At 69.0% G+C, this 23597-nt stretch carries 19 protein-coding genes; 11 read left to right on the top strand and 8 right to left on the bottom strand.

All coding sequences use genetic code 11. The features are described 5' to 3' along the window. Positions 1–271 precede the first annotated feature (271 nt). Positions 272–4732, bottom strand: coding sequence for a hypothetical protein (locus tag ASE01_RS00850; protein WP_056747850.1), 4461 nt, complete (start codon positions 4730–4732; stop codon positions 272–274). Positions 4733–5203: 471 nt separating this feature from the next. On the opposite strand from ASE01_RS00850, the gene ASE01_RS00845 reads away from it, so the two are divergent. Continuing rightward, positions 5204–5401 (top strand): helix-turn-helix transcriptional regulator, encoded by a 198-nt coding sequence (locus tag ASE01_RS00845; RefSeq protein ID WP_056748554.1) that lies wholly within the window; start codon positions 5204–5206, stop codon positions 5399–5401. Positions 5402–5403: 2 nt separating this feature from the next. Next, a complete protein-coding gene (locus ASE01_RS00840; RefSeq protein ID WP_056747848.1) occupies positions 5404–6567 on the top strand; it encodes a tyrosine-type recombinase/integrase in 1164 nt (387 codons plus the stop codon). A 211-nt stretch (positions 6568–6778) separates the two neighbouring features. Here the strand turns inward: ASE01_RS00840 and ASE01_RS00835 are convergent, their stop codons facing one another. Both ASE01_RS00835 and ASE01_RS00830 read right to left on the bottom strand, forming a co-directional pair. Next, positions 6779–8821 carry a beta-propeller domain-containing protein gene (locus ASE01_RS00835; protein WP_056747845.1) on the bottom strand — a complete coding sequence of 681 codons (2043 nt, stop codon included), beginning with the start codon at positions 8819–8821 and terminating at the stop codon, positions 6779–6781. Then, positions 8818–9342, bottom strand: a complete 525-nt coding sequence (locus ASE01_RS00830; protein WP_056747843.1) for a sigma-70 family RNA polymerase sigma factor — start codon at positions 9340–9342, stop codon at positions 8818–8820. Before ASE01_RS00830 ends, ASE01_RS00835 begins: the two co-directional genes overlap by 4 nt. A 96-nt stretch (positions 9343–9438) precedes the next feature. Between ASE01_RS00830 and ASE01_RS00825 the strand changes: the two genes are divergently transcribed. Continuing rightward, complete coding sequence (locus ASE01_RS00825; RefSeq protein ID WP_056747840.1) at positions 9439–10629, top strand: saccharopine dehydrogenase family protein; 1191 nt, start codon at positions 9439–9441, stop codon at positions 10627–10629. A gap of 153 nt (positions 10630–10782) precedes the next feature. Here the strand turns inward: ASE01_RS00825 and ASE01_RS00820 are convergent, their stop codons facing one another. The 3 genes from ASE01_RS00820 to ASE01_RS00810 form a co-directional block, all read right to left on the bottom strand. Continuing rightward, complete coding sequence (locus tag ASE01_RS00820) at positions 10783–11451, bottom strand: hypothetical protein (RefSeq protein ID WP_056747838.1); 669 nt, start codon at positions 11449–11451, stop codon at positions 10783–10785. 355 nt (positions 11452–11806) lie between these two features. Then, positions 11807–12454, bottom strand: coding sequence for a sortase domain-bontaining protein (locus ASE01_RS00815; RefSeq protein WP_056747836.1), 648 nt, complete (start codon positions 12452–12454; stop codon positions 11807–11809). Between the two features lie 76 nt (positions 12455–12530). After that, the gene (locus ASE01_RS00810; protein WP_056747834.1) at positions 12531–14207 is read right to left on the bottom strand and encodes a sigma-70 family RNA polymerase sigma factor; all 1677 of its coding nucleotides are present in this window, start codon (positions 14205–14207) and stop codon (positions 12531–12533) included. Positions 14208–14432: 225 nt separating this feature from the next. Between ASE01_RS00810 and ASE01_RS00805 the strand changes: the two genes are divergently transcribed. From ASE01_RS00805 to ASE01_RS00795, 3 genes are all read left to right on the top strand, one after another. Further along, positions 14433–15866 (top strand): NtaA/DmoA family FMN-dependent monooxygenase, encoded by a 1434-nt coding sequence (locus ASE01_RS00805; RefSeq protein WP_056747832.1) that lies wholly within the window; start codon positions 14433–14435, stop codon positions 15864–15866. A gap of 39 nt (positions 15867–15905) precedes the next feature. Next, on the top strand, positions 15906–16361 hold the full coding sequence (locus ASE01_RS00800; RefSeq protein WP_056747830.1) for a nuclear transport factor 2 family protein: 456 nt from the start codon (positions 15906–15908) through the stop codon (positions 16359–16361). A 101-nt stretch (positions 16362–16462) separates the two neighbouring features. Then, complete coding sequence (locus ASE01_RS00795; protein WP_056747828.1) at positions 16463–16951, top strand: beta-class carbonic anhydrase; 489 nt, start codon at positions 16463–16465, stop codon at positions 16949–16951. A gap of 287 nt (positions 16952–17238) precedes the next feature. Here ASE01_RS00795 and ASE01_RS00790 read toward each other — a convergent pair whose 3' ends face one another. Both ASE01_RS00790 and ASE01_RS00785 read right to left on the bottom strand, forming a co-directional pair. Next, positions 17239–18492 (bottom strand): hypothetical protein, encoded by a 1254-nt coding sequence (locus ASE01_RS00790; protein WP_056747826.1) that lies wholly within the window; start codon positions 18490–18492, stop codon positions 17239–17241. Then, the gene (locus ASE01_RS00785; protein ID WP_056747823.1) at positions 18489–19337 is read right to left on the bottom strand and encodes an LLM class F420-dependent oxidoreductase; all 849 of its coding nucleotides are present in this window, start codon (positions 19335–19337) and stop codon (positions 18489–18491) included. Before ASE01_RS00785 ends, ASE01_RS00790 begins: the two co-directional genes overlap by 4 nt. A gap of 68 nt (positions 19338–19405) precedes the next feature. Here ASE01_RS00785 and ASE01_RS00780 point away from each other — a divergent pair, with 68 nt between their 5' ends. The 5 genes from ASE01_RS00780 to ASE01_RS00760 are packed head-to-tail and all read left to right on the top strand — an operon-like array spanning position 19406 to position 23597. Further along, the gene (locus tag ASE01_RS00780) at positions 19406–19996 is read left to right on the top strand and encodes a TetR/AcrR family transcriptional regulator (protein WP_056747822.1); all 591 of its coding nucleotides are present in this window, start codon (positions 19406–19408) and stop codon (positions 19994–19996) included. A 1-nt stretch (position 19997) separates the two neighbouring features. Further along, the gene (locus ASE01_RS00775) at positions 19998–21242 is read left to right on the top strand and encodes a cytochrome P450 (protein ID WP_056747820.1); all 1245 of its coding nucleotides are present in this window, start codon (positions 19998–20000) and stop codon (positions 21240–21242) included. Continuing rightward, positions 21242–22027: an SDR family oxidoreductase gene (locus ASE01_RS00770; RefSeq protein WP_056747818.1), complete on the top strand. Its 786-nt coding sequence runs from the start codon at positions 21242–21244 to the stop codon at positions 22025–22027. The genes ASE01_RS00775 and ASE01_RS00770 overlap by 1 nt, the downstream gene beginning before the upstream one ends. Further along, positions 22024–23388, top strand: coding sequence for a cytochrome P450 (locus ASE01_RS00765; RefSeq protein WP_056747815.1), 1365 nt, complete (start codon positions 22024–22026; stop codon positions 23386–23388). The genes ASE01_RS00770 and ASE01_RS00765 overlap by 4 nt, the downstream gene beginning before the upstream one ends. Further along, complete coding sequence (locus ASE01_RS00760) at positions 23385–23597, top strand: ferredoxin (protein WP_056747812.1); 213 nt, start codon at positions 23385–23387, stop codon at positions 23595–23597. Before ASE01_RS00765 ends, ASE01_RS00760 begins: the two co-directional genes overlap by 4 nt.

Raw genomic sequence — 23597 nt, 5'->3', positions numbered from 1 at the left:
GTTCTCGCTACTCGGGTCGATGTCTCCGGACCATTCTGCCCCTGTCGGCAAGATTCAACGCGCCGGCGTGCCGCAGCTGGGTAGATGCGACGGCCGGGAGTACGGGCACATGCGAAAGCATCCGCCTACGTCCTCGCCCGTGCGTCCGAAAGCCGGTCCGCCTGCTGGGGGGCGACGAGTACAAACCTGCTCTCTGCAACTCCGGATGTGGGCCTCGGCGCAGCGGATTGACGTGACCCGTAGGTCGTCTGGTTATCTCACGCCACACCGATCATTCGCGGCTGGATGCTGCGATTGCGTCGCCGATGCCGTAAGCGCCCATCTCAAGTAGTTTGTCGAGCACATCGAGCAGCGCCGTTCGCTCGGTTGGGGACTTTGACTGAGCCAGACCGCGTACGACCAAGTCGCTGACATACATGGTGTCGCCCGCGGCTGAAGTGCTTATGTCGCTGGCTTCCGTGCCGAAGGCGTGGACGAACCGTTGAGCTGCCTTGAGGGCGAGGTCGTCGACCTGGTCCGGGGCGTCTTGGAGGGTGATGAACAGTTGCGGTGTCGACTCGCCGTATGCAGGCGAGTCGATGAGGTCGCTCAGTAGCGTCGCGAAAGGTCGCAGTTCCTTATCCCTGAGGCGGCCGGCGACCTTGGCTACCGCCTTGAGCACCGTGGGGTCGGGGTCTGTCATCAGTTCTTGGAGCGTCTCGATGGCCAGCGCGGGGTTGGAGGTCGTGTCGATGTTGTTCGCGCACACCGAGGCGACTCCGCTTCGCACCTCGGAATCGACATTCAGCGCGTTGGTGAGCAGGTCAGGGAGGGCCCATTCGAGTGCGGCATAACCGGCGAGCTCTCCGCCGACGCTCCTGACATCCGCCTCCTCCGAGCCGAGCATTCGGATGATGACTGGCTCGATGATCTCGGGGTTGATGGTGCCGATGGCCTGCATCACCCTCGCTACGTGGGGAGCGGCCAGAAGCGCGTCGTGTGCTTTAACAAGGATGTTGAACGCTGCGATGGCATCAGGCCGGGCGTTTCGCAGCGACGCGCCGATGGTGTGGGCGACGCACGCGCGGACCGACATGACCGGGTCGGCTGCTAGATCTGCGAGGTGTGGGCGGACGAGCTCGGTTCGTTCGCCGGCAGCCTCGCGAATGATGAGGTCGCCGATCTTCTCAGCGAGGGCGCCTCGGGTTGTGTTGATGCCGTTCTCGTGAAGGTGTGCGACCTGGTTGCCGTCTTCGTCTTGGCCGGTGATGCGGGGATCGTCGTCTTGCGGGTCGGCCGAGAGCAGTGCCCGATCCAGGATGAGTTGGACGAGGTCAAGGGGAACGGCGCGCTGGTGCCGTTGTAGGGCCCACCCGAGCCAGCGGTCGGTCTCAGGTTGCTCGAACGCGCCGAGGTGGCGCACCGCGTCGAACAACACCTCCAGGTCCGACGGTGCAAACTCGGACTCTCCGAGTCCCATCAGCATGGCGCTGGAGTAGGCGTCATCGAGATCCGGGGTCATCGAGAGCGCCAGGCGGCCGAAGCGGACCGGATCGGCGGCGATGCGTTCGCGAAACACTGACGAAAGCTCGCGGGAGCCGCCGACGCCAGTTTCCCAGTTTGTCACGTCCTCGTTGTGCTTCGCCATCGCCCGGAGCCACTGGTCGTCGGTCATCCGTTCAGCCGCTTTCGAGCTGATGGGAGAGGCGACGCCGCCGCCGGTCATGCCGGTCGGGGCGGGCGGTTCGTTCTCCTCAAACTTGCGCCTGTACTCATTGAGCCGTCGGGTGCCGTCGGATGTGAGTCGGGCCTCGTCAAGCGCAGAGAGGAACATGAACGCGGTGCTCCCGCGTGTCCGGGACGTCTCGTACGGGTTTGTCAGGTCTCGAAATACGTCCTCGAGCTGCCGGTGCTTGTCGTCATCGACATGTGGGGCGATAGCGCAGAGCAGTTGACGCGCCACCCACCTGCGCCCGCTGAACGAGTATCCGCACTTGTGCCGGGCCCCGCCTTGTAGGAGAAGGTCGGCGGCCCAGTCAGCGAACGTGGCCGACCCGGCCGTTAGCGCACGGTACAGAAGGTACTGCGACGACTCGTGTGGGTCCGCCTCAAGTATCTCCAGCCACGGTCGGACGGCCTCCGGTTCGTTCGCGGCGAGATGTTCGAGCGCCATCGCGGTGGCCTCCGCGAGCGCGTCGTCGAACTCGCGGTCGAACATCGAGGCGCCAATCATGCGATGCGAGAAGTGCTCATCACGGATGATGCCGTCATCGGCCGGTGGCCGGGCCGTAGCAGCCATCACCTTCCGCATGTACGACAACGCCATCTCGACGAACGCGAGCGGCTCAGCGGCTGCGCAGTCGCGCACAATCTTGGAGACGTAGTGGTCGCGCTCCTGAAGCGCAGCCACGTGGCCGGACTCGTCGAGGGCCAGGGCGTCCGGGCGGTCGACCAAGTACGCGTTCAGAAGCTCGATGGCCCACAGCGGCTGTTTCTCCCCGAGCTGGTGGACGCTGATCCACAACTCGCGGTCGGGGCCGTCGTACATCCTGGCCCTGACCCCACCGAGCAGGAGATCGAACATGTCGCGGCTGGACTCGACTTCGCAGAAACGGACTGTCCATCTCAGCCAACCGGGGTAGTCGGCGGCACCCTGTCGACTCTTCAACAGCGCGGCGACCGACGCCGGGTCGTCACGTACCTGGGAACCCATGAACAGCGCACCCAAGTCTCTGTTCTTGACGTCAGGTCCATCGAGCCACCCGTCGAGGATGCCGTCATCGTTGAATCGAGTGAACCACTGTGGGCGGCGAAACTGCTGCCAGAGCCGCTCGATATACGAAGGCCCGGTGGCGGCAACCCGCAGGACCATCGCGGCCTCTTCGGTGCTCGGAGCGGGCAGGTTCACGATGACAGCGATCACGGTGTCCTTGATGTGGAACCGGACATTCTCGCTGACCAAGAGCGCCTCGCACTCGGCAAGGAACCGGTCGTGGCCACGTTCATGCAGGTATTGCAAGATCTGACGCACCTGAGCGCGCCGGAACAGCTCCTGCTCCTGACGGCACAAGAACTCCACGAGGGACTCCGACCCCAAGACCCACTGCCGGGCGAACGCATAGTCGAAAAACGCCTCGTGAAAGAACGCCACACGGCTGCCGTCCTCGGCGAGCACATGCTCAGAGATGAGGATGTGTGCGTCCTTGGTGAGCTCACCCGCGTCGAGGATCTCGATGGGCACCGACAGTGTTTGCCGATCGCTCGCTGCGGTGGCGACCCGCTCGACCACCTCATTGAACCGCACGTTCCGTTCCTGAAGCGTCTGCCGTTTCCTGTTCCAGTACGCCTCGAATAGTGACCCGCGGGACCGGAATGCCAACGCATCAGGCTCGGACGCGATCCCTGAGAGCAGAACGAGGTGTAGCGGGCTGCGAAGCAGACGACGCTGACCGGGGGTCAGCACGCCAGGGTCGAGTCCCATCTGCGAAACGGCCGCCTCCACGGCCTCAACGGGGAGTTCGCCAACCTCCACCCGGGTCACGTGCTGCCGCGACGTAAGCGACGCGATGCGGTGGTCGTTGTCCAAATCGAACCCGCGACACGCGAGGACCACCGACACGTTGGGAACAAGCAGGGCCTCCTCGACCAGGTCGGCAACCGCGTCGAAGTTCTCGGGCATTCGCCCCGAAGCCAGACTGACCGCATCCAGCTGATCGACCAGCAAATACCCGTGCCCACTGCCCGCCACGAGCGACAGCGCAGCGACGGGAGACATGTCCAATCTGAGCTCCTCACCGAGCTCTGCGGTCGTACCGAACGCGCCGAGGCGGTCCAGCCGGAACGCCAAGACGGTGCCGCCAGCATCCTCGAGCGCGGATGCTGTCTGCTCGAGAACTGCCGATTTTCCGTCGCCGGCGGTCCCGATGAGGAGGCTGAACCTGCCGTTGCTCATCGAGTCGGCGAGCTCGGTTGCCTCGCCACGAAGAATCGGCGGGTTCAGCAGCTCACGTCGAACAGTTCGCCGCCAACGAGCGGTGACGTCGGCTACCTGCGTCTGGACGGCCCCCCGCGAACCCACAGGCCGACGACTGATGCCGTGTGGCGCGAGCGCCGTCAGAAGGTCCTCGCCGTTCACAGGATGACCCATGTTCGAGTCAAGGACGTCGCCCAAAGCCAATGTCATCAGGTGGCCAGTCGCCCCGGTGAGCATCAACTCAGCGATGAGCGCGTTGTCCTTGCGGGTGATGCGCTCCTGATGCACCTCGAAGAACATGCCCCGCAACGTCTCGTACGCATTCTTCTCGCTCCCCAGAACCGTTGCAGCGGCCAGGTCGCCGAACGCTTTTCGCAGGTCCTTGCTCGTCGCCAACGCCTGATTGAACGCGGCAAGGTCCGAGGCACTCCGCGCCCGGTCGCTCAACTCCACAAGCGGACCGCACGAGGTCATCGAGATGAAATAGAAGCCTCGACCTGCAGCAACATGGTCCGCAGCCGCCTTGAACACACCCCGGCTCGCAAGCACCGGGATGGTCCACTCCGGGTTCGTGCTGTACTGACGCTTCACCTGGTGCACCTGAACCGCCGCACCCTCAACGAACGTGAACTCCGACCCCTTCGCGAGTTCAGGGTCGAGTTCCTCCAAGGTCAGTGCGCGAGTGTCGCTCTGTAGGCAGTACAGGGCATGCCGCACCGCCCAGATCCCCTCGTAGCGGTTCCCCATCTTGTCCGCTGCGCCGCCCGGCATCGGTGCCAACTGCCCGTCTCCTTCTCGCGCCGGCCCGCACGGCCGACCTCGATCTGCAACCCGAATCCTTTCAGAAAACCCAGGCGAGAATGAGAAAGGGGATTGCGTCAATCTGGGCGAAGTGAGGCGCCGGTGGCGTTCAGCCGCACGCCCGCCGCCTCACGAAGATCGTGACTCCGTCCCGACCCTCCGGCTCCGGTCACTTGCCGATGATGCGACTCCTCGGACGTTCCGGACCGCTTGCAGCAAAGGTGGCACCTTTGAAGTGCCAGCCGCATTCAGGCGACTCGGTTCGAGATCGCTCCCTTTGGCCCCGGTCCGGAGCGGTCTCTGAGAGGAGATCCGGCTGCCGGAACCTCTTGCATCTCCTCTGATCATCATCCGAACGACGTGGACGGCGCTCATGCGTCGCCCGCGAGTGCTCTTCGCCAGGTCGAAGTACCGGCCAAGAGCAGGTTCCACGACGAGAGGGTGCTGGAGATGACTGGGCTGATGGACAGCAAGGAGCTGGCGATGTACTTGGGCGTTCCGCTGCAGACGATCTACAAGTGGCGGACCACGGGGGGAGGGCCGCGCGCGATCAGGTTGGGGCGGGCACTGCACTGGCGCGCCGCCGAGGTGGAGCGGTGGTTGGACGAGAACACCGAGTCCGATTCCCGGCTCGGATTGGGGCAGTAGACATGGCGAGCATCAACAAGCGTCTCTCTGGCGGCACGACGACCTACCGGGTCCGGTGGCGCGATCCCTCCGGACGGCAGATCTCCCGTCAGTTCCCCACCCTCGCTCTGGCTCGGGCTCACCAGGCAACTGTCGAAGCCGACATGCTTCGGGGGAACTACATCGACCCGAGCCGCGGCCAGATCAAGCTTCGGGAGTATGCGTCCGAGTGGCTCGCTCTCCAGACCTTCGGGGCGACCACCCGGGAGGGGAGGGAGTCGATCATCCGGCGGCACATCGTGCCTCATCTCGGTGACCATCGTTTGGCCAGTCTCCGTCCCTCAGTGATCCAGTTCTGGATTCGCCGGCTGTCTGAGAACCTGGCCCCGAAGACCGTTCGGGAGGTGTCTAAGGTGCTCCGGTCGATTCTTGACTCGGCAGTCGAGGACGACCGCCTGACCAAGAATCCCTGTCGTTCGTCGGCGGTCCGCCTGCCTCAGCCGGCTGAGCGACGAATCGTCCCTTGGACCCCGGAACAGATCTCGGCGCTGCGAAGTGCGCTGCCTGAGCGCTACCGCCCTCTGCTGGTGTGTGCGACGGGCCTCGGGATGCGGCAGGGCGAGATCTTCGGGCTCGCCGTTTCGGACATCGACTTCCTCCGGGGAGAGGTGATCGTTCGACGTCAGGTGGCCATTCTGAAGGGCAAGGTCATGTTCTCCTTGCCCAAGGGAGGGAAGACCCGGGCCGTCCCTCTCCCGAGACGCGTGGCGGAAGAACTCTCGTCGTATCTGCAGCAGTTCCCCGCGCGATCGGTCACGCTTCCGCGCATCTCCGCCGATGAGGTGATCGAGACGGCGGAGCTGCTTGTGACCAACAGCCGCGGCAACGCCATCAACCGCAACCACATGAACGGCCAGATCTGGAAGCCCGCATTGGAGCGGGCCGGGCTGCCTCGGACGAGAGACTTCATGATGCACGGCGGACGTCACTTCTACGCGAGTCTCCAGCTTGAGCACGGCACCAGTCCGCGGGCTCTCGCCGACTACCTTGGCCACTCCGATCCGGGTTTCATGCTGCGTGTGTACGCGCACCTCATGCCCGAGGCCGCTCCCAAGGCGCAGGCTGCAGTCGACGCCCTCTTCGACCAGCTGAGCTCCGGTCAGACCTCAGTCGCCGAACTCGGCTGACTCACGGAGTGCCGCGCACATTGTTCGGCGCGGCACTCCGTCGATCGATCGGCCTTGAGGGCTTCCTGCGGGTCGTGGCGAGGTCCTAACGCGAGAAACACCGATCACAACGCGCGTTGCCGGAAAAACGTGGAGTTGGGTCCCTTGTGTCCCAGGCGCGTCCCGGACTAGCGTTGAACACGCAAAGCCGCAGGTCAGAGGCCCTTCCTGTTCACAGCTCGAAGAACTGCGCCTTGTCGCCGGTCACCAGCACCACCCGGCCGTCGGGCATCGGGACCGCCCGGACCAGGTCGACGTCGTCGCCGTACTCCACCTGCACCAGCCGCTCCTGCAGCGCTCCGTCGACGACCTTGATGACCGACACGTAGCCGCTGCGGCGATTCGTCCAGCGTTCCAGCACCGTGATGATGGTCCGCTCGTCCGGCAGCCACGTGAACGCGCGCGGGTCCGCGCCGGCCAGCGCGGCGAAGTCCCTGCCGTAGCTGTGCACGTCCAGGCGCTTCACCTTCGTCACGTCGCGGACGTCGAACAGCCCGATCTGCGCGCCCCAGCCGCCCTTGCCGTCGGGACCCTCCCCGACGCCGATCATCCGCCAGCTGCCCAGCGGGTGCAGGTAGGAGGAGAACCCGGGGATCTTGAGCTTGCCGAGGAGCTCCGGGGCCGCGGTGTCGGTCAGGTCGATCGCGTACAGCGGGTCCACCTGCCGGAAGGTCACCAGGATCGCGAGGTCGTCGAACCAGCGCACGGACTTGATCTCCTCGTTGGGCCCGAGCTGGTCGAGGCGGCCCTTCTCGACGAGCTGCTTGCCCCGGCGCTCGAGGGTGACGATCGAGTTGAAGTTGCCCGTCTCCGTGCTCGGACCGACGGCGAGCCGGATGACGCCGTCCGCCTCGTCGACCGACCACCGGTCGCGGACCGAGCCCTCGACCTCGCCGGAGGCGACATGGGTCGCCTGCGGACCGTCGAGGGCGAAGTCGAAGAGGTGCGCCGTGCCGCCGGTACCGCCGGCCCCGGTCGTCGTGCGCGAGCTGCACACCCGGCAGTCACCGACGAAGCCCCCACCGGCCTCGGTCGCGAGGAACAGGTGATCCGCGGACTCGTAGGCGATGCCGGTGTGCCCGGCCAGGCCGATCGCGTCGAGCTTGCCGGGCTCGGCGGCGTCGAATCCGACGATGCTCGTGGTGTCGATCGCCAGGTCGTCGGAGGGGATCGCGACGTCAGTGCAGTCGAGCAGCTGGCGCGACTTCCCGCCGGCGGTGGTGGACGGCAGCCAGTCCTCGATCGTCGACTCCTCGACGAGGGTACGGTTCTGCCGCTCGGCCTCGCTGCGGCTGATCTCGCCGCCCTTCGGCTCGACGAAGGCCAGGTCGGGCAGGCCGGACGTCAGGACCAGCCGGACGGTGGAGCCGTGCTGGCGCGCGGAGAGCAGCCCGGCGTCGTACGTCACGTCCTCGGCCACCTCGGGCTCGGCCGGGTCGGCGAGAGAGACCGTGAGCACGCGGGTGCCGCCGGGGTCGGCGTAGCCGTCGCCGTGGAGGTCGCTCGGTCGGGCGGCCGCCTCGTCGTCGGCGCCGATCGCGACCACCGTGTCGCCGGACAGCAGGATCTCGGCGTCCTCGATGCCGGGCAGCGCGATCGAGGACAGCTGCTCGGTCGAGGAGCCGGTGACGTCGTAGGTGACCAGGTCGTCGTCGCGCACGGTGATCAGGAGCTTGCCGTCGGTCTTGACGGTGTCCGGCTCGTCGACGGCGGCTTCCTGCACGTTCGTACCGGTCTCGCTGTTGACCTGACGGTCGGTACGGGGGAGCGACTTGGTGGCGCTGTCGAAGGCCTGGTCGCGCAGTGAGTTCCTGGCGGCTCCGCTCAACTCCGAGGAGTCACGGATGACGTCGCCGGACTCGAGGTGGGCGTACTCGATCGGCCCGCCGCCCCAGCCGTACGGCCCGACCAGCTCCTTGCCACGCTCGACGTACGTCGTCAGCAGCTCGTCACACGACTTCGCCGGCTCCAGGTCGGCCTGGAAGGCGGCGTGGCGGGGCAGCTCGTCGGCTCCGGGTGTGCCGGGACCGCCGCCGTTGACCAGCGTGCCGGCGACGAAGGCGCCCGCCAGTCCAGTGACGGCGCCAGCGGTGAGGACGGGCCGGAGGAACAGCCGACGGCGGCGTCGCTTCTCGCCCGCCGCGGCGGCGAGGATCGCCGTCACCGGTGCGCGATCGACGGGGTAGTCGTCCCAGAGGTTCTCGAGGTCGGTCACTTGGTACCTCCGGTGAGGTCGAGGAGATGGTCGTCGGCGGCGAGGTGGGCCAGCGCGCGGGACAGGCGGCTCTTGACCGTCCCGGCAGGCACCCCGAGTGCTTCAGCGGTCTGCTTCTCCGTCAGCTGGACGAAGTAGCGCAGCACGACCACGTCGCGGTTGGGCTTGGTGAGGGAGCCGAGGGCGCGATGGACGGCGTCCGCGACGGCGACCCGCTCACTGGCGTCGCCCGCGACCGGTGCGCGCCGCTCGAGGATCGCCGGGTCGTCGTACTGCCGGTCCTTCCACCACCGCGTGCGTCGCACGTCGCGCAGGCAGTTGAGGAGCATCCGGTAGACGTAGGCATCGCGGTTCTCGGCGTTGTTCACCCGCTCCCAGCCGGTGTAGCAGCGCACCAGCGTCGTCTGCGCCAGGTCCTCGGCCTCGTGCGGCCGGGCGCCCAGGAAGACGGCGGCGCGCACCAGCGTCGGCCAGCTCTGCTCGACGTAGTCGGCGTAGGCCGACTCGTGCTGTGGTTCCACTGGTGCTCCGTCGTCAGGTGTCGTGTGCTGAACCTATGACGGGGTCACACGGCCGTGAGGTTCCATCGGTTCGCCACCTTTGCAAGAGTGGCACCCATGGTTGACACTCCGCGTCCGTACGACATCGTCCTGTTCGGTGCCACCGGCTTCACCGGTGGCCTGACCGCCGACTACCTCGCAGCTGCCGGGGAGAAGGACCTGAAGTGGGCGATCGCGGGGCGCAACGAGCAGAAGCTCGAGACCGTCCGCCGACGTCTGGCCGACATCAACCCGGCCCTCTCCGACCTGCCGCTCCTGGTCGCCGACGCCGGTGACGCCACCGCGTTGGCGGAGGTGGTCGCCACGACCGAGGTGGTGGCGACCACCGTCGGTCCCTACATCGAGTACGGCGGCCCGCTGGTCGCCGCGTGCGCTGCGGCCGGCACGGACTACGTCGACCTGACCGGGGAGCCCGAGTTCGTCGACCGGTCCTACGTCGAGCACAACGCGACTGCCGAGGGTTCCGGTGCGCGGATCGTGCACTCCTGCGGCTTCGACTCCATCCCGCACGACCTCGGCGCCTACTTCACCATCCGCGAGCTGGCCAACGAGCTCGGGGGCGAGATCACCGCGCCGGTCACGATGCGCGGCGTCGTGCGATCGAAGGCCGGCTTCTCGGGCGGCACCTTCCACTCCGCGCTCACCGCGTTCTCCCGGGCCCGCCAGATGAAGGAGGCCGCCGGTGCACGGCGCAAGCTGGAGCCCCGTCCCGAGGGCCGCCGGTCCCGGGCCTCGGTCGGCAGGCCCGGCCGCGACGGCGACCTGGGCTACTGGCTGCTGCCGCTCCCGACGATCGACCCGTTCGTGGTCGCCCGCAGCGGAGCCGCGCTGCCGTCGTACGGCCCGGCGTTCACCTACTCCCACTACGCCGGGATGAAGACGCTGAGGTACGCCGCGGGCGGCGCCGTCGGCGTCACCGGACTGACCCTGGCCTCGCAGGTGCCGCCGGTGCGCAACGCGCTGCTGAAGCGGGTGCCGCAGGGCGAGGGCCCTTCGGAGAGCCGCCGCGAGAAGTCCTGGTTCACCGTCGACTTCGTCGCCGAGTCCGCCGGCACCAAGGTCCACACGCGGGTGTCCGGCGGCGACCCGGGCTACTCCGAGACCGCGAAGATGCTGGCGGAGTCGGCACTCTGCCTGGCGCGGGACGAGAACCCCAACGTCTCGGGCCAGGTCACGACCGCGACCGCCATGGGCGACGCGCTTCTCGCCCGGCTGCAGCGGGCGGGGATGAGCTTCGAGCGGCGCTGAGCGCAAGCATCGGCCAGGAAGTCGCGCCCTGAGAGCCCGACCTGGCCGACACGAAACTGACGACGGCCGACCGGGAGTCCCGGTCGGCCGTCGCCCTGTGATGCTGCGCCCCACTCGCAGCTCACGTCTCCTCGGACGAGGAGCGCGGGCTGATCAGCCCTGCGCCTTCGTCATCCGGCGACGAGCGAGCACGGAGCCCGCAGCAGTGACCACGCCGCCGCCAGCCAGCACCCAGAGCAGGCTCATGCCCTGCTCGTCGTCAGCCGCGTCGGACGCCGTACCAGCGTCGATCCGGTTCGGGACCTCGACGTCGCCGGCGACCTCGCCGCGGACCTCGTCGGACGGGACCTCGTCGGCGGGCGCGTCGGCCGGGACCTCGTCGGCCGGAACGTCCTCGGGTGCGTCCTCGGGGGTGTCGCCCGGGTTCGGGCCGGCCTTGTCGTCCGGGCCCTGCGGGTCGTCGTCGCCCTCGGGGTTGGTGATGTCGTCGGGGCCGTGCGGCTTCGGGTCGTCACCCTTCGGGTTGGCGATGTCGTCGGGACCCTGGGGCTTGGGGTCCTGGTCGTCCTTCGGGTTGGCGATGTCGCCGGGACCCTGCGGCTTCGGGTCAGGCTTCGGCTCCGGCTGGGCGATCTCGCCGGGGCCCTGGGGCTTCGGCTCGGTCGGCTCGGGGGTGGCGATGATCAGGCCCGGGTTGGGGTCGTGGACCGGGCTGTCGGCCTGGGCCACACCGAAGCCGGCGAGGACGATCGCGCTGGCCGCGAGCGGGCCGGCGACGATCAGGCGGAGGGCGGTGCTGGTGCGGGTGCTGGTGGCGTTCATGTCTGCTCCTTGGTTGGTGGGCCGGTGGTGACCCGTTTGCTTCGTTGTGGGTAGGAGCAGCCCGCACGGCGTACCTTGCAGTTTTCTCGGAAAGTTCGTGGAATCTTTTTCGGGGGCGGCGGTGGGGTCCTCGGCAGCGCTGCAACACGCTGTCCACCTGACTGCCCGACGGTTGACGCCGAAAAAGGGTCGTTGCAGCGGCGTGGGAGATACGGGAAGCGCTGGGTGGTACGGCGGACAGCGTGTTGCAGCGGGCGCGGAGCCGGGAACAGCGTGTGACAGCGCGCCTGAGCTCCGCGCCGCACCAGAGCAGTGCGGCCGGGAGACGAGCCGATCGCGCCGCCGACGCCGGCCGTCAGCGCACGGAAACGCCCGGCAGGGCGACCAGGTGTGCGTAGACGACCGTGTTGTCGGGGTAGCCGCCCTGCGGGAGGCGCTTGCCGCCGCAGGTGATGAGGCGCAGCAGCGGCTCGGAGGTCGCGGGCCAGATCCGGTCGTAGGGCAGGGCTTCCTTGGGGACGTCCTCGACGGCATCGACCACGAAGGTCGCCACGTCGTCGGTGCGGTGCACGCGGATGGTGTCGCCGACCTCGAGCCGGGCGAGGTCCCAGAAGACGTCGGGGCCGTCGGGGCCGTGGACGTGGGCGACGACGACGGCACCGCCGGGCTCGCCGGGGCGCGGGCCGGGGGAGTACCACGCGGCCTTGCCGTAGTCGGGGGTGTCGAGCGATCCGTCGGCCTTGAGCCCGCGACCGGTGAGCCGCTCGTCGACCCCGATGGCGGGGACCTCGATCCGGGTGGGGGCGGCCACGCGCTCGACGGGGGTCGGCGCGGCTGGCACCGGCGGTGCCGGCTCGAGCTGGAGGGGTACGGCGGGGGCGGTGACCGGAGCCACCGGCGGGGTGTCCTGCTGGAGCCCGACGATGCCCGCCGTACCGAAGGCCAGGCCGATCAGTACGCCGAGCGCCGCGGTTGCGTTCGCCAGCTTTGCCGTGATGCCCATCGTGTCCTCCTGCGGGGTGGTGTCACAGGTAGGAGCAGCCGGGGCGGGCGATCTTGCAGGTTTTCGCTCGCGGGCCTCAGCCGGGGCAGGGATCGAAGGCGAAGGTCCGCGAACGGGTGGTGCGCAGGCCGCCGGAGTCGGTGGCCGTGAAGGTGACCTTCACGTTGCCGCCGACGGCGACCGGGATGGTCAGCCGCCAGCGACCACCGGACAGTGACGCCGAGCCCTGGCCGCTCACGGCCCCGGACCAGGTGACCCGGACGGACCGCACGCCGGTGCCGTCGGTGATGGCGGCCGACACGGGCACGCTGCAGCTGCTCGCACCGGCAGTGATGGTGCCCACCGACGGTGCCCGGTTGACGTTCAGCCGGACGGTGATCACAACGGTGCCGCCCGACGAGCTCACCGCGACCTGACCGCTGTGGCGGCCCTCGGCAAGCGCGCTGCGGTTGGCGCTGATCCTCAGTCCGGAGGACGCGCCGGCGTCGAGGGTGACCGCCTTGCGGGACACCGACAGCCAACCGGCCCGGGACCTCGCCGTGACGTCGAGGGGACTGCCGCCGACGTTGCTCAGCTGGACCGACCCCGAGGAGCGGCTGGCGCCGATGTCGAGGGTGCGGGTGGAGACCTGCAGCTCGCCCGGCGCGGCGATCGTCACGTCCGTGGTGGCGGTCGTCGCGGAGTCGGTGGGTTCGGCCGGCGCGGACGCGGACTCGGTGGCGCTCGGCTCCGGGATGCTCGGCGTCGCCGCCGAGGTGGGTACGGCGGAGGTCGGGGCGTCGACGGCCTGGAGGTCGTCCTCGCCGTCGGGCCACAGGGCCGCGGCGCCGATGCCGGCGATGAGCAGGAGGACGGCGGCGACGGCGACGAGGAGGCCACGGCGGCGTCGTACGTCGTCGCCGGCGGGCGCCGGAGCCGGCGCGGCCGGGGTGACGGGGGAGTCGACGTAGTAGGAGACGAGGCGCTCGTCGTCGAGCACCCGGCCCTTGAGGGCGGCCGGTGCGGCGAAGGCCGGGACGGCGCCGAGCAGGGCCAGCGGGCTGACCATCAGCTTGCGGCGGCGCTCGCAGATGTCGCACCCGTCGATGTGCCGGGCCACGCGCTTGCGGATCAGCGGCGAGAACGAGCCGTCCCAGTCCTGGAGCAGGACACCCAGATCGTCGCACTCGTCGCTGCCCCTGCGGGCGATGAGGAGGGCGCCGAGGGCGCGCTCGACCTGGTCGCGTGCGCGGCTGAGCATCACGTAGGAGTTCGCCGTGGTGACGTCCATCGCGGCGGCCAGGTCGGCTCCCTCAAGCCCCTGGCGGAGGTGGAGGTCGAGCAGCGAGCGGTCCCGGTCGTTGAGCCCGTCGATCGCGGCCCAGACCAGCTCGCGCAGCTCCTCGGCCACGGCGTCCTGCTCGACCTGCTGCTCGGGTCCGTTGCCCTGGTCAGGCATGGCTTCCAGCCATTCGTCGTCGTGGGCCACCCGCGCCCGCCCGCGCAGGGTGCGCAGGCACTCGTTGCGCACGACGGAGTACAACCACGGTCGCAGTGCCGCGGGATCGCGCAGCTGTCCGAGCTTCTCCGCCATCACCACGAACGAGTCCGCGACGCAGTCGGAGGCCTCCTCGCGGTTGCGGAGCATCGAGAAGCCGAAGTCGTAGAGCCGGTCGGCGTACTTCTCGTACACGCCCGCGAAGGCCTGACGGTTCCCGGCGAGGACGCCGGCCACCAGGGCCGCGTCGTCGGGGAACGCGTCCGAGGCAGTCATGGCGTGATCGTAGGGACATATGGGTACGAGCGCCCAGCGAACCCGACCTTGCACTTTTTCTCCGCGCGGCCGTTCGGCTCCGGACACCGTGATCGGCAATGTCGATGGGTCGTCAGGCGCGGGCTTCTTCCCAAGTAACTCGACTGACTTTATCTTGTTAGGCGTGGACGCAGGACCGTACGTCGAGTGCGCCACCTTCTCGCCCCCTGCCTCCAGGAGTGACCGATGGCCACCGACCGCAAGCGTCTGATCTTCAACGCCTTCGTGATGAACACGACCAGCCACATCCACCACGGACAGTGGCGTCGTCCTGACGCGCACCAACACGACTTCAACGACGTCGAGACGTGGATCGACCTGGCCAGGCTCCTCGAGGATGCGAAGTTCGACTCGATCTTCTTCGCCGACGTCTCGGGCCTGTACGGCGATGCCGAGGCCGACTACTCCGTCTATGTGCGCGAGGGTCTGCAGATCCCCAGCAACGACCCGTCGGTCCTGGTGGGCGCGCTGGCCTCGCACACGCGCCACATCGGGCTCGCGGTGACCTCGAACGTGTTCCAGCAGCACCCGACCAACTTCGCCCGGCAGATCGCGACCCTCGACCACATCAGCAAGGGCCGCATCGCCTGGAACATCGTGACCGGGACACAGGACAACGGCTACCGCAACTTCGGGTACGAGGCGCTCGCGGACCATGGCGAGCGCTACCGCTGGGCCGACGAGTACGTCGAGGTGGTCTACAAGCTGTGGGAGGGCTCGTGGGACGAGGGCGCGCTCCTGCGGGACAAGGACGGCAGCGTGCACGCCGACCCGTCGAAGATCCACAAGATCTTCCACTCCGGGGACCGCTACCGCGTCGAGGGCCCGTTCCTCCCGTCCCCGTCGCCGCAGCGCACGCCGCTGCTCTTCCAGGCCGGCTCCTCGGGACCGGGGCGCGCGTTCGCGGCACGCAATGCGGAGGCGGTCTTCATTGTCGCGCCGACGCCCGAGATCGCCCGCCAGCAGATCGAGGAGACGCGGGCGCTCGCGCAGCAGCACGGCCGCCGTCCCGAGGACATCACCTTCCACCAGGGCCTGTCCTTCGTGATCGGCGACACCGAGGAGGAGGCGCGGGCGACCTTCGAGGAGTACCAGCGCTACGCCTCCTCGGACGGCTACACCGCGCACGCGGCGATCGTCGATCCCGACGGTCGCGTCTACCCGCCGGAGACCCGGATCAAGGACGTGCGGACCAACACGGCGCGCGGCTTCCTCCAGCAGATCACCGCGCACATCACCGACCGCGAGCCCCTGGTCGGCGACTTCACCGTCGAGCGGTTGAAGAACACCGTCGTGGTCGGCACGCCGGAGCAGATCGCCGACGAGATCGAGCGGTGGCACGACGCGGGCGTCGACGGCATCAACGTGATCAACTGGGTGATCCCCGGGTCCTTCCAGGAGTTCGCCGACCGGGTGCTGCCGGTGCTCCGCGAGCGCGGCCTGGCCCAGAGCGAGTACGGCGACGAGCCGACCCTGCGCGGCAAGCTCTTCGGCGCCGCCAGGCTCCCCGAGCGCCACCCGGCAGCGGGTTACCGCGGTGCCTTCGTCGGAGCTCCGCGCACGTGGGCCGAGGCGGACGCGGCGCGCGAGGGCGATCTGGAGGACCAGCAGTCGGCGTGACCCGCGACAGGTGAGTGGAACACGTTCTACCATCCGGCCATGGACATCACCCGCACCCCCGCTGACGCCGTCCGAGGCCTCTGGCAGACGTTGTCGGCCCGCGACTGGGACGGCATCGCCGACTGGGTCACCGACGACTGCATCTACGTCGACATGCCGGTCGGCCCCACGCTCGCCGCCCGCGGGCCGGTGGACATCGTCAAGCGCCTGCAGGTCGGCCTGCGCGACCTGGCGGCGTACGAGAACCACGAGGGTCGCCTCGTCTCGGAGGGCGACCTCGTCATGTACGAGCACTCCGAGACGTGGACCTTTGCCACCGGCGAGGTGGTCGAGCTGCCGTTCGTGACGGTGCACCGCGTGGAGGGCGGGCGGGTGTCGCTGTGGAAGGACTACTGGGACTTCGGCGGCGTCGTGAACAGTGCGCCGCCGGGATGGCTGGAAGGGCTCGGGAGCGCCGACACCTCCTGGATCTTCGACGCCACCGGCCAGATCTGAGGGCCTTGCACGCTGCGCGCGGATTCCTGCCGTCGTACCTCTATAAGTGAGTCGATCGAATAAGTAGTCTTTAGTCGTTCCCTCCGACGAAAGGCTCCGCCATGTCCGTCACCGACGAGCTGCTGCGCAACAACGAGACGTACGCCGCCAGCTTCTCCGGGCCCCTGCCCCTCCCGCCCGCGAAGCAGGTCGCCGTCGTCGCCTGCATGGACGCGCGGATCAACGTCTACGGCGTGCTCGGCCTCCAGGAGGGCGAGGCGCACGTCATCCGCAACGCGGGTGGGGTCGTGACCGAGGACGAGATCCGGTCGCTCACGATCAGCCAGCGGCTGCTCGGGACCAAGGAGATCATCCTGATCCACCACACCGACTGCGGCATGGTGACCTTCACCGACGACGCCTTCAAGGCCGACATCGAGAAGGACACCGGCATCAAACCGGCGTGGGAGAGCGAGGCGTTCCCCGATGCCGCGGCCGACGTGCGCCAGTCGATCAACCGGATCAAGGCCTCGCCGTTCATCCCGGTCAAGGACAGCATCCGTGGGTTCGTGTTCGACGTCGCGAGTGGGCGGTTGGACGAGGTCGCCTGAGGGTCGTCGCTCGAACCCACGCCGCCGTTGGTCGAGGAGGCCGCCCGCGGCGCCGTTGGTCGAGGAGGCCGCCCGCGCCGCCGTTGGTCGAGGAGGCCGCCCGCGGCCGTCTCGAGACCTCCGGGCACGGTGCAGGGACCGCGGGTGCACCGGCTCACCGGGTCTCGAGACGGTCGCTGCGCGACCTCCTCGACCAACGGGCCGCCGGTCGCTGCGCGACCTCCTCGACCGACGGCGGCGCCGGTCGCTGCGCGACCTCCTCGACCAACGGCGGCGACGGGTGGGGCTCAGATCGGCGTGATCGGCAGCGACATCCGCGGCTGGAAGGTGAAGGTCGCGCCGGTGCTGAACTTGGTGACGGCGACCTCGGATGCCTCGGGGGCGGGGTCGGAGCGCAGGACGACGGTGGCCTCCCACTCGAGGTCCGTGCCGATCACCTCCACGTCGAGGCGCGGGTCGAGCCCGCGGACGGCGGCCTGCAGGGCCTCGGTCCAGGCCGGGCCGCACAGCGAGATCCAGGCGGCGTCGTCGTGGGCGACGGACTGTCGGACGGTGACGGTTCCGGCGCGGACGTCGGCGGCGACGTACGCCGCGGGGTTGAGCAAGGGGTGGACAGCGAGCAGGCGCGTGGCGGCAGCCACCGGGTCGCTGTCGCGGTCCAGGCCGAGCGCGCGGCTGAGGCGTTCGGCGGCGATCCCGGCGACACCGACGAGCTGCTTGCGGCGGATGCGCTCGAGCTCGCCGTCGGTCTCGGTCCGCTCGGCGACGGCGAGCGCGAAGGCCCGGTCGAGCAGGTGCATCTGGAGGCAGACCTCGTCGGCGATGCGGACGAGTGCGGACTTCGAGAACGCACCGAAGTCGACGTCGGCCAGCAGGGGGCCGGAGTAGTCCGCGAGCCCCTCGTCGGTCACGTCGATCGGTGCGAGCTCGAGGGTCGCGGCCCGTGAGCGCTGGTTGACGGCGAGGGCCGGGTACGGCTCCGGCTCCGGGTAGGACTCGTCGATGATCACGGTCCACGCGCAGTGCGGGTTGCGGTCCACGGGCACCCGCGGCGGACGGTGGATCGGGCGAACCTGCGCGTGCGGGTTGGTCGCGAGCGCGGTCGCGTCGAAGGTCGGGTCCTCGATGTCGTGGCACATCCCGCGGACGTAGTCCTCGCCCATCGGTTCCACGTCCATCAGTGCGCCGCAGTGGTCGAGCCGGAACTCGCCGTGCCAGGGGTCGTGCACCGTGTAGCGGAAGTCCATGAACTGCGGCGGTGCGCCGATGTCGAGCTGGAGGCCCTTGAAGATGGTGACCACGTCGCCCTTGCCGACGACGGCAGGCTGGTAGCCGAGGGCCACCTGCATCCGGCGGGTGTAGATCGGGCTCGCTGCAGCCCACTCCTCGATCGCGATCTGCAGCATCTCCTCGCGTCCGAAGGCGGAGATGCACCACGCCATGCCGGAGCGGTCGATGAGCTGACCGATCAGGAGGAGCTCGGGGACGAGGGTCGCCAGCTCGTCACGGGAGAGGTCGGCGTACCGGCTCACCTCGCTCACCCGGCCAGACCCAGCCGGCCCGCCATCTTGTCGAGGTAGGCGATGACCTTGTCCTCGTCACTGTCCGGGACGCCCCAGATCAGCTCGGTCGCGCCGGCGGCCATCCAATCAGCGAAGTCCTCCTCGGTGGGGCGCTTCGCGACCAGGATCCGGATGTCCGGCTGGCCCTCGCGGCCCGCGTCGGCCCAGGCCTTGCGCAGCTTGTCGGCGTTGGCGGCGACGTCGCTGGTGGTCGGCGTGGTCATCCAGCCGTCGGCGTTGGCGGCGATCCACTCGAAGGTCTTGGGCCCGGCGCCCGCGCCGATGATGACGGGGATCCGGCCCTGCGGGGGCTTGGGGTAGGCCCAGCTCGGCCCGAACGAGACGAACTCGCCGTCGTACGACGCCTCCTCCTGGGTCCACAGCGCCCGCATCGCCTCGAGGTACTCCTTGAGCACGGTGCGGCGCTTGCCCGCGGGGACGTGGTGGTCGGTGAGCTCGTCGGTGTTCCAGCCGAAGCCGGCGCCGATCGTGACCCGGCCGCCGGAGAGGTGGTCGAGGGTGGCGAGCGTCTTGGCGAGCGTGATCGGGTCGGACTCGACCGGCAGGCACACTGCGGTGGACAGGCCGATCCGCTCGGTGACCGCTGCGCAGGTCGCGAGCGAGACCCACGGGTCGAGGGTGCGGAGGTAGCGGTCGTCCGGGAGTTCCTCACCGCCCGTCGGGTGGAGGGCGTCGCGGCGCACCGGGATGTGGGTGTGCTCGGGCACGTAGAACGTGTCGAACCCGCGGTCCTCGGCCGCCTTCGCGAGACGGGCCGGCGTGATGCCGCGGTCGGAGGTGAAGAGCACGATGCCATTGCGCATGCCCCGAGAGTAGAACGTGTTCTAGGGAAATGCTTGCGCCCGACGAAAACGTCTCCTATGTTGGACACATGTCCAGTCAGGTGTTTGAAACGCCCCGCCAGGGTCTGAACCCGCGCCAGGCCGAGACGGTGGAGAAGCTCCTCGTCGGAGGTCTGGAGGAGCTGAGGGCCGTGGGCCACGAGACCCTCACGGTGCGCACGGTCGCCCAGCGGGCAGGGGTGTCGCCCGCGACGGCCTACACCTACCTCGCCTCCAAGAACCACCTGTTCGCCGAGCTCTTCTGGCGTCACCTCGCCACCAGTCAGCCCGAGCGCCCGCTCGCTGCGGGGAGCTCTCCGCTCGAGCGGCTCCAGGCGACGATGCGCGCGCTGACCACCCGCATCGTCGAGGAGCCCGAGCTCGCAGCGGCGGTCACCCCCGCCCTGCTCGGCACCGACCCCGACGTCGCGCGCCTGCGGCTCAAGATCGGCAGCGAGTTCCTCGCCCGGTTCGAGGCGGCGCTCACCACGCCCGACCGACCGGCCGACCCGGCCGTGCTCGAGGTCCTGGTGCTCACCTTCTCCGGCGCGCTCCTCCAGGCCGGCATGGGCCTGATGACCTACGACCAGATCGCCGAGCGGCTCGTCTCCGCCGCGGCCGTCATCCTGCGGGGCAACTGACATGACCGCCACGACGACCGGGGCACCGCTGGTGTTCGACCCGTACGACTACCACTTCCACGAGGACCCCTACCCGACGTACCAGCGCCTGCGCGACGAGGCACCCGTCCACCACGCCACCGGCGACGACATCTGGGTGATCTCGCGGCACGCCGACGTCTTCGAGGCGCTGCGCGACGACGAGGTCTTCTCCAACCGGATGGGGGTCTCGCTCGACGCCACCGCGTGGAGCCCTGACGCCCACCGGGTGATGTCCTTCCTCGGCCTCGACGGCGCCGAGCAGTCGAGGGTCCGCAAGCTCGTGTCCGCGGCCTTCACCCCGCGACGGGTGCGCGAGCTGACGCCCGAGGTCGAGTCCCTGACCGAGCGCTACCTCGCCTCCGCCCTGGCCATCAACGCCGAGCAGGGGGAGGCCGACTGGATCAAGGACTTCGCCGGCAAGCTCCCGATGGACGTCATCTCCGAGATGATGGGCGTCCCGGTGCCCGACCGTGACGAGGTACGCCGTCTCGCCGACCTGGTCGTCCACCGCGAGGACGGCGTCCGTGACGTGCCGCAGGCCGGCATGGAGGCCTCCGTCGAGCTGATGACCTACTACGCGGAGATGGTCAAGCAGCGTCGGGCGAACACCACCGACGACCTGACCTCCGCGCTGATCGCGGCCGAGCTCGACGGCGAGAAGCTGCGCGACGGCGAGATCATGGCGTTCCTCTTCCTGATGGTCGTGGCCGGCAACGAGACCACCACCAAGCTGCTCGGCAACGCGCTCTTCCACCTGTCGGCCAACCCCGCGCAGCGTGATGCCGTGCTCGGCGCCCCGCAGGACCCGGACGCCCTGGTGGTGCCGTGGATCGAGGAGACCCTGCGCCACGACACGTCGAGCCAGATGCTGGCGAGGTACGTCGTGGAGGAGACCAGCATCGGCGGCGTCACCATCCCCGGCGGCGCGAAGGCGCTGGTGCTGCTCGGCTCCGCCAACCGCGACGAGCGCGTCTTCACCCACCCCACCGTGTTCGACATCCACCGCGACCGCTCGGAGCTCTCGCAGATCCTGAGCTTCGGCACCGGACGCCACTTCTGCCTCGGGGCCAACCTCGCCCGGCTCGAGGCCAAGGTCGTGCTCAACGGCCTGGTCCGCCACGTCGAGCACTTCGAGGTCCATGCCGAACGAGCGGTGCGAGTGCACTCGACGAGCGTGCGCGGATTCGCGTCGCTGCCGGTCACCTTCCGCGAGCGGAGCGCCTGATGGCCGCCTCGAGGAAGCCCGTCCATCCTGACCGCCGCCCCGCGGTCATCGCCGGTGCGTCCTCCGGGATCGGTGCCGAGACGGCGAAGTCCCTTGCTGCGGCGGGGTTCCCGGTCGCGCTCGGTGCGCGTCGGGTCGACAAGCTCGAGGACCTGGCCACGGAGATCCGCGAGGCCGGGGGCGAGGCATTCGTGCATCCGCTCGACGTCGCGTCGACGGAGTCGGTCGACAAGTTCGCCGCCGCGGTCGCGACCGAGCTCGGTGAGGCGGAGGTCGTCGTCTGCAACGCGGGACTGCTGGCGCCGGGAGGAGTCATCGACGCCACCACCGAGCAGCTCGCCGCCGAGTTCGACGTCAACGTCCTCGGCGCCCACCGCCTGATCCGGGCCTTCGGTGCGGGGATGGTGGAGCGGCAGCGCGGCGACCTCGTGTTCGTCTCCTCCGACACCGCCGTGCGTGCCCGCCCCTTCATGCGCGGCTACAGCGCCACCAAGTCGGGCCTCGAGGGACTCGTCGAGGCGTTGCAGATGGAGCTCGAGGGCTCCGGGGTGCGCGCGTCCGTCGTACGGCCCGGGCCGACCTGGTCGGAGATGGGCTCCGACTGGGACGCCGAGGCCGGGGCGAAGGTCCTCACCGAGTGGATCAAGTGGGGTCACGCCCGGCATTCCCACTTCCTCAAGGCCACCGCGATCGCCGACGCGATCGTCACGGTCGTCAGCGCGCCGCGAGGCGTGCACATCAGTCCGGTCGACGTGAATCCCGAAGCACCCGTGGAGAAGAAATGACACTCGCTGCGATACCCGAGGTCTCGACCGTCCTGGACGACCGCGACCCCTCCGTCCCGGAGATCATCCAGGGCACCGGCCACCTCCCCGAGATGCGCGTGGACCCGATCGCGCTGTTCCACCGCGTGCGCGAGGAGTGCGGCGACATCGGCCGCTTCCGGCTCGCCGACAAGGACGTCGTGCTCGTCACCGGCGCCGAGGCCAACGAGGCGTTCTTCCGGGCGCCCGAGAGCGTGCTCGACCAAGCGGCGGCGTACCCCTTCATGACCCCGATCTTCGGCAAGGGCGTCGTCTTCGACGCCTCGCCCGAGGAACGCCAGCAGATGCTGAAGAACCAGGCCCTGCGCGGTGACATGATGCGGGGGCACGCGCAGACCATCGAGGCGGAGATCCGTCGGATGGTGGCGGGCTGGGGCGACGAGGGCGAGATCGACCTGCTCGACTTCTTCGCCGAGCTCACGATCTACACGACGTCCTCGTGCCTGATCGGCAAGCCGTTCCGTGACCAGCTCGACAGCTCGTTCGCCGAGATCTACCACCGTCTCGAGCACGGCACCGACGCGATCGCGTACGTCGACCCGTACGCCGACATCGAGAACTTCCGCGTCCGCGACGAGGCCCGCGAGCAGCTGGTCGCGAAGGTCCAGGCCATCCTCGACGCCCGCATCGCGCGGGGTGAGGTCGCCAAGGAGGAGCGCGACCTGCTCGACGTCCTCATCGCGGTGGGCATGGACGCCGACTACATCACCGGCATCTTCATCTCGATGATGTTCGCCGGGCACCACACCTCCTCGGGCACCGCCTCCTGGGCGATGATCGAGCTGCTGCGCAACCCGTCGGTCATGACCGACGTGGTCGCCGAGCTGGACGCGCTCTACGCCGACGGCTCGGAGGTGTCCTTCCAGGCGCTGCGCTCCATCCCGGTGCTCGAGGCCGCGCTGAAGGAGACCCTGCGACTGCACCCGCCGCTGGTGATCCTGATGCGCCAGGTCCAGGAGGACTTCGAGCTGCTCGGCCACACGATCCCCGCCGGTACCGTCGTGGCGGCCTCGCCGCGGGTGTCGAACCGGATCGAGGACGACTTCCCGAAGGCCGAGGAGTTCGACCCGGGCCGCTACGTCGACCCGCGCCAGGAGGACCTGCAGAACCGCTGGACGTGGATCCCGTTCGGCGCCGGCAAGCACCGCTGCGTCGGCAACGCGTTCGCGATGATGCAGATGAAGGCGATCTTCTCGGTGATCCTGCGCGACTTCTCGTTCGAGCCCGTCCAGGACCTCGACTCCTACCGCGACGACGTCTCCAAGATGGTGATCCAGCTCGCGCAGCCCGCGAAGGTCCGCTACCGGAGGCGGTCGCGATGAGCTCCGGAGGCTTCCGCGTCGTCGCCGACACCGGCATCTGCCAGGGCCACCAGCTGTGCCAGGGCGAGGCGCCCGACGTCTTCGGCTTCGACGAGGACGCCGACGTGGTCACCCTGCTCGAGGAGCGCCCCGACGAGTCCCGCCGCGCCGACATCACCACCGCCGTGAAGTACTGCCCCGCTTTCGCCCTTTCCATCGAAGAGGACTGA

The sequence above is a fragment of the Nocardioides sp. Root190 genome (assembly GCF_001428565.1).
Taxonomy (GTDB): Bacteria; Actinomycetota; Actinomycetes; order Propionibacteriales; family Nocardioidaceae; genus Nocardioides.
Note: the sequence above shows the minus strand (reverse complement) of the source record. Positions and strands in the feature narration are given on the sequence as shown.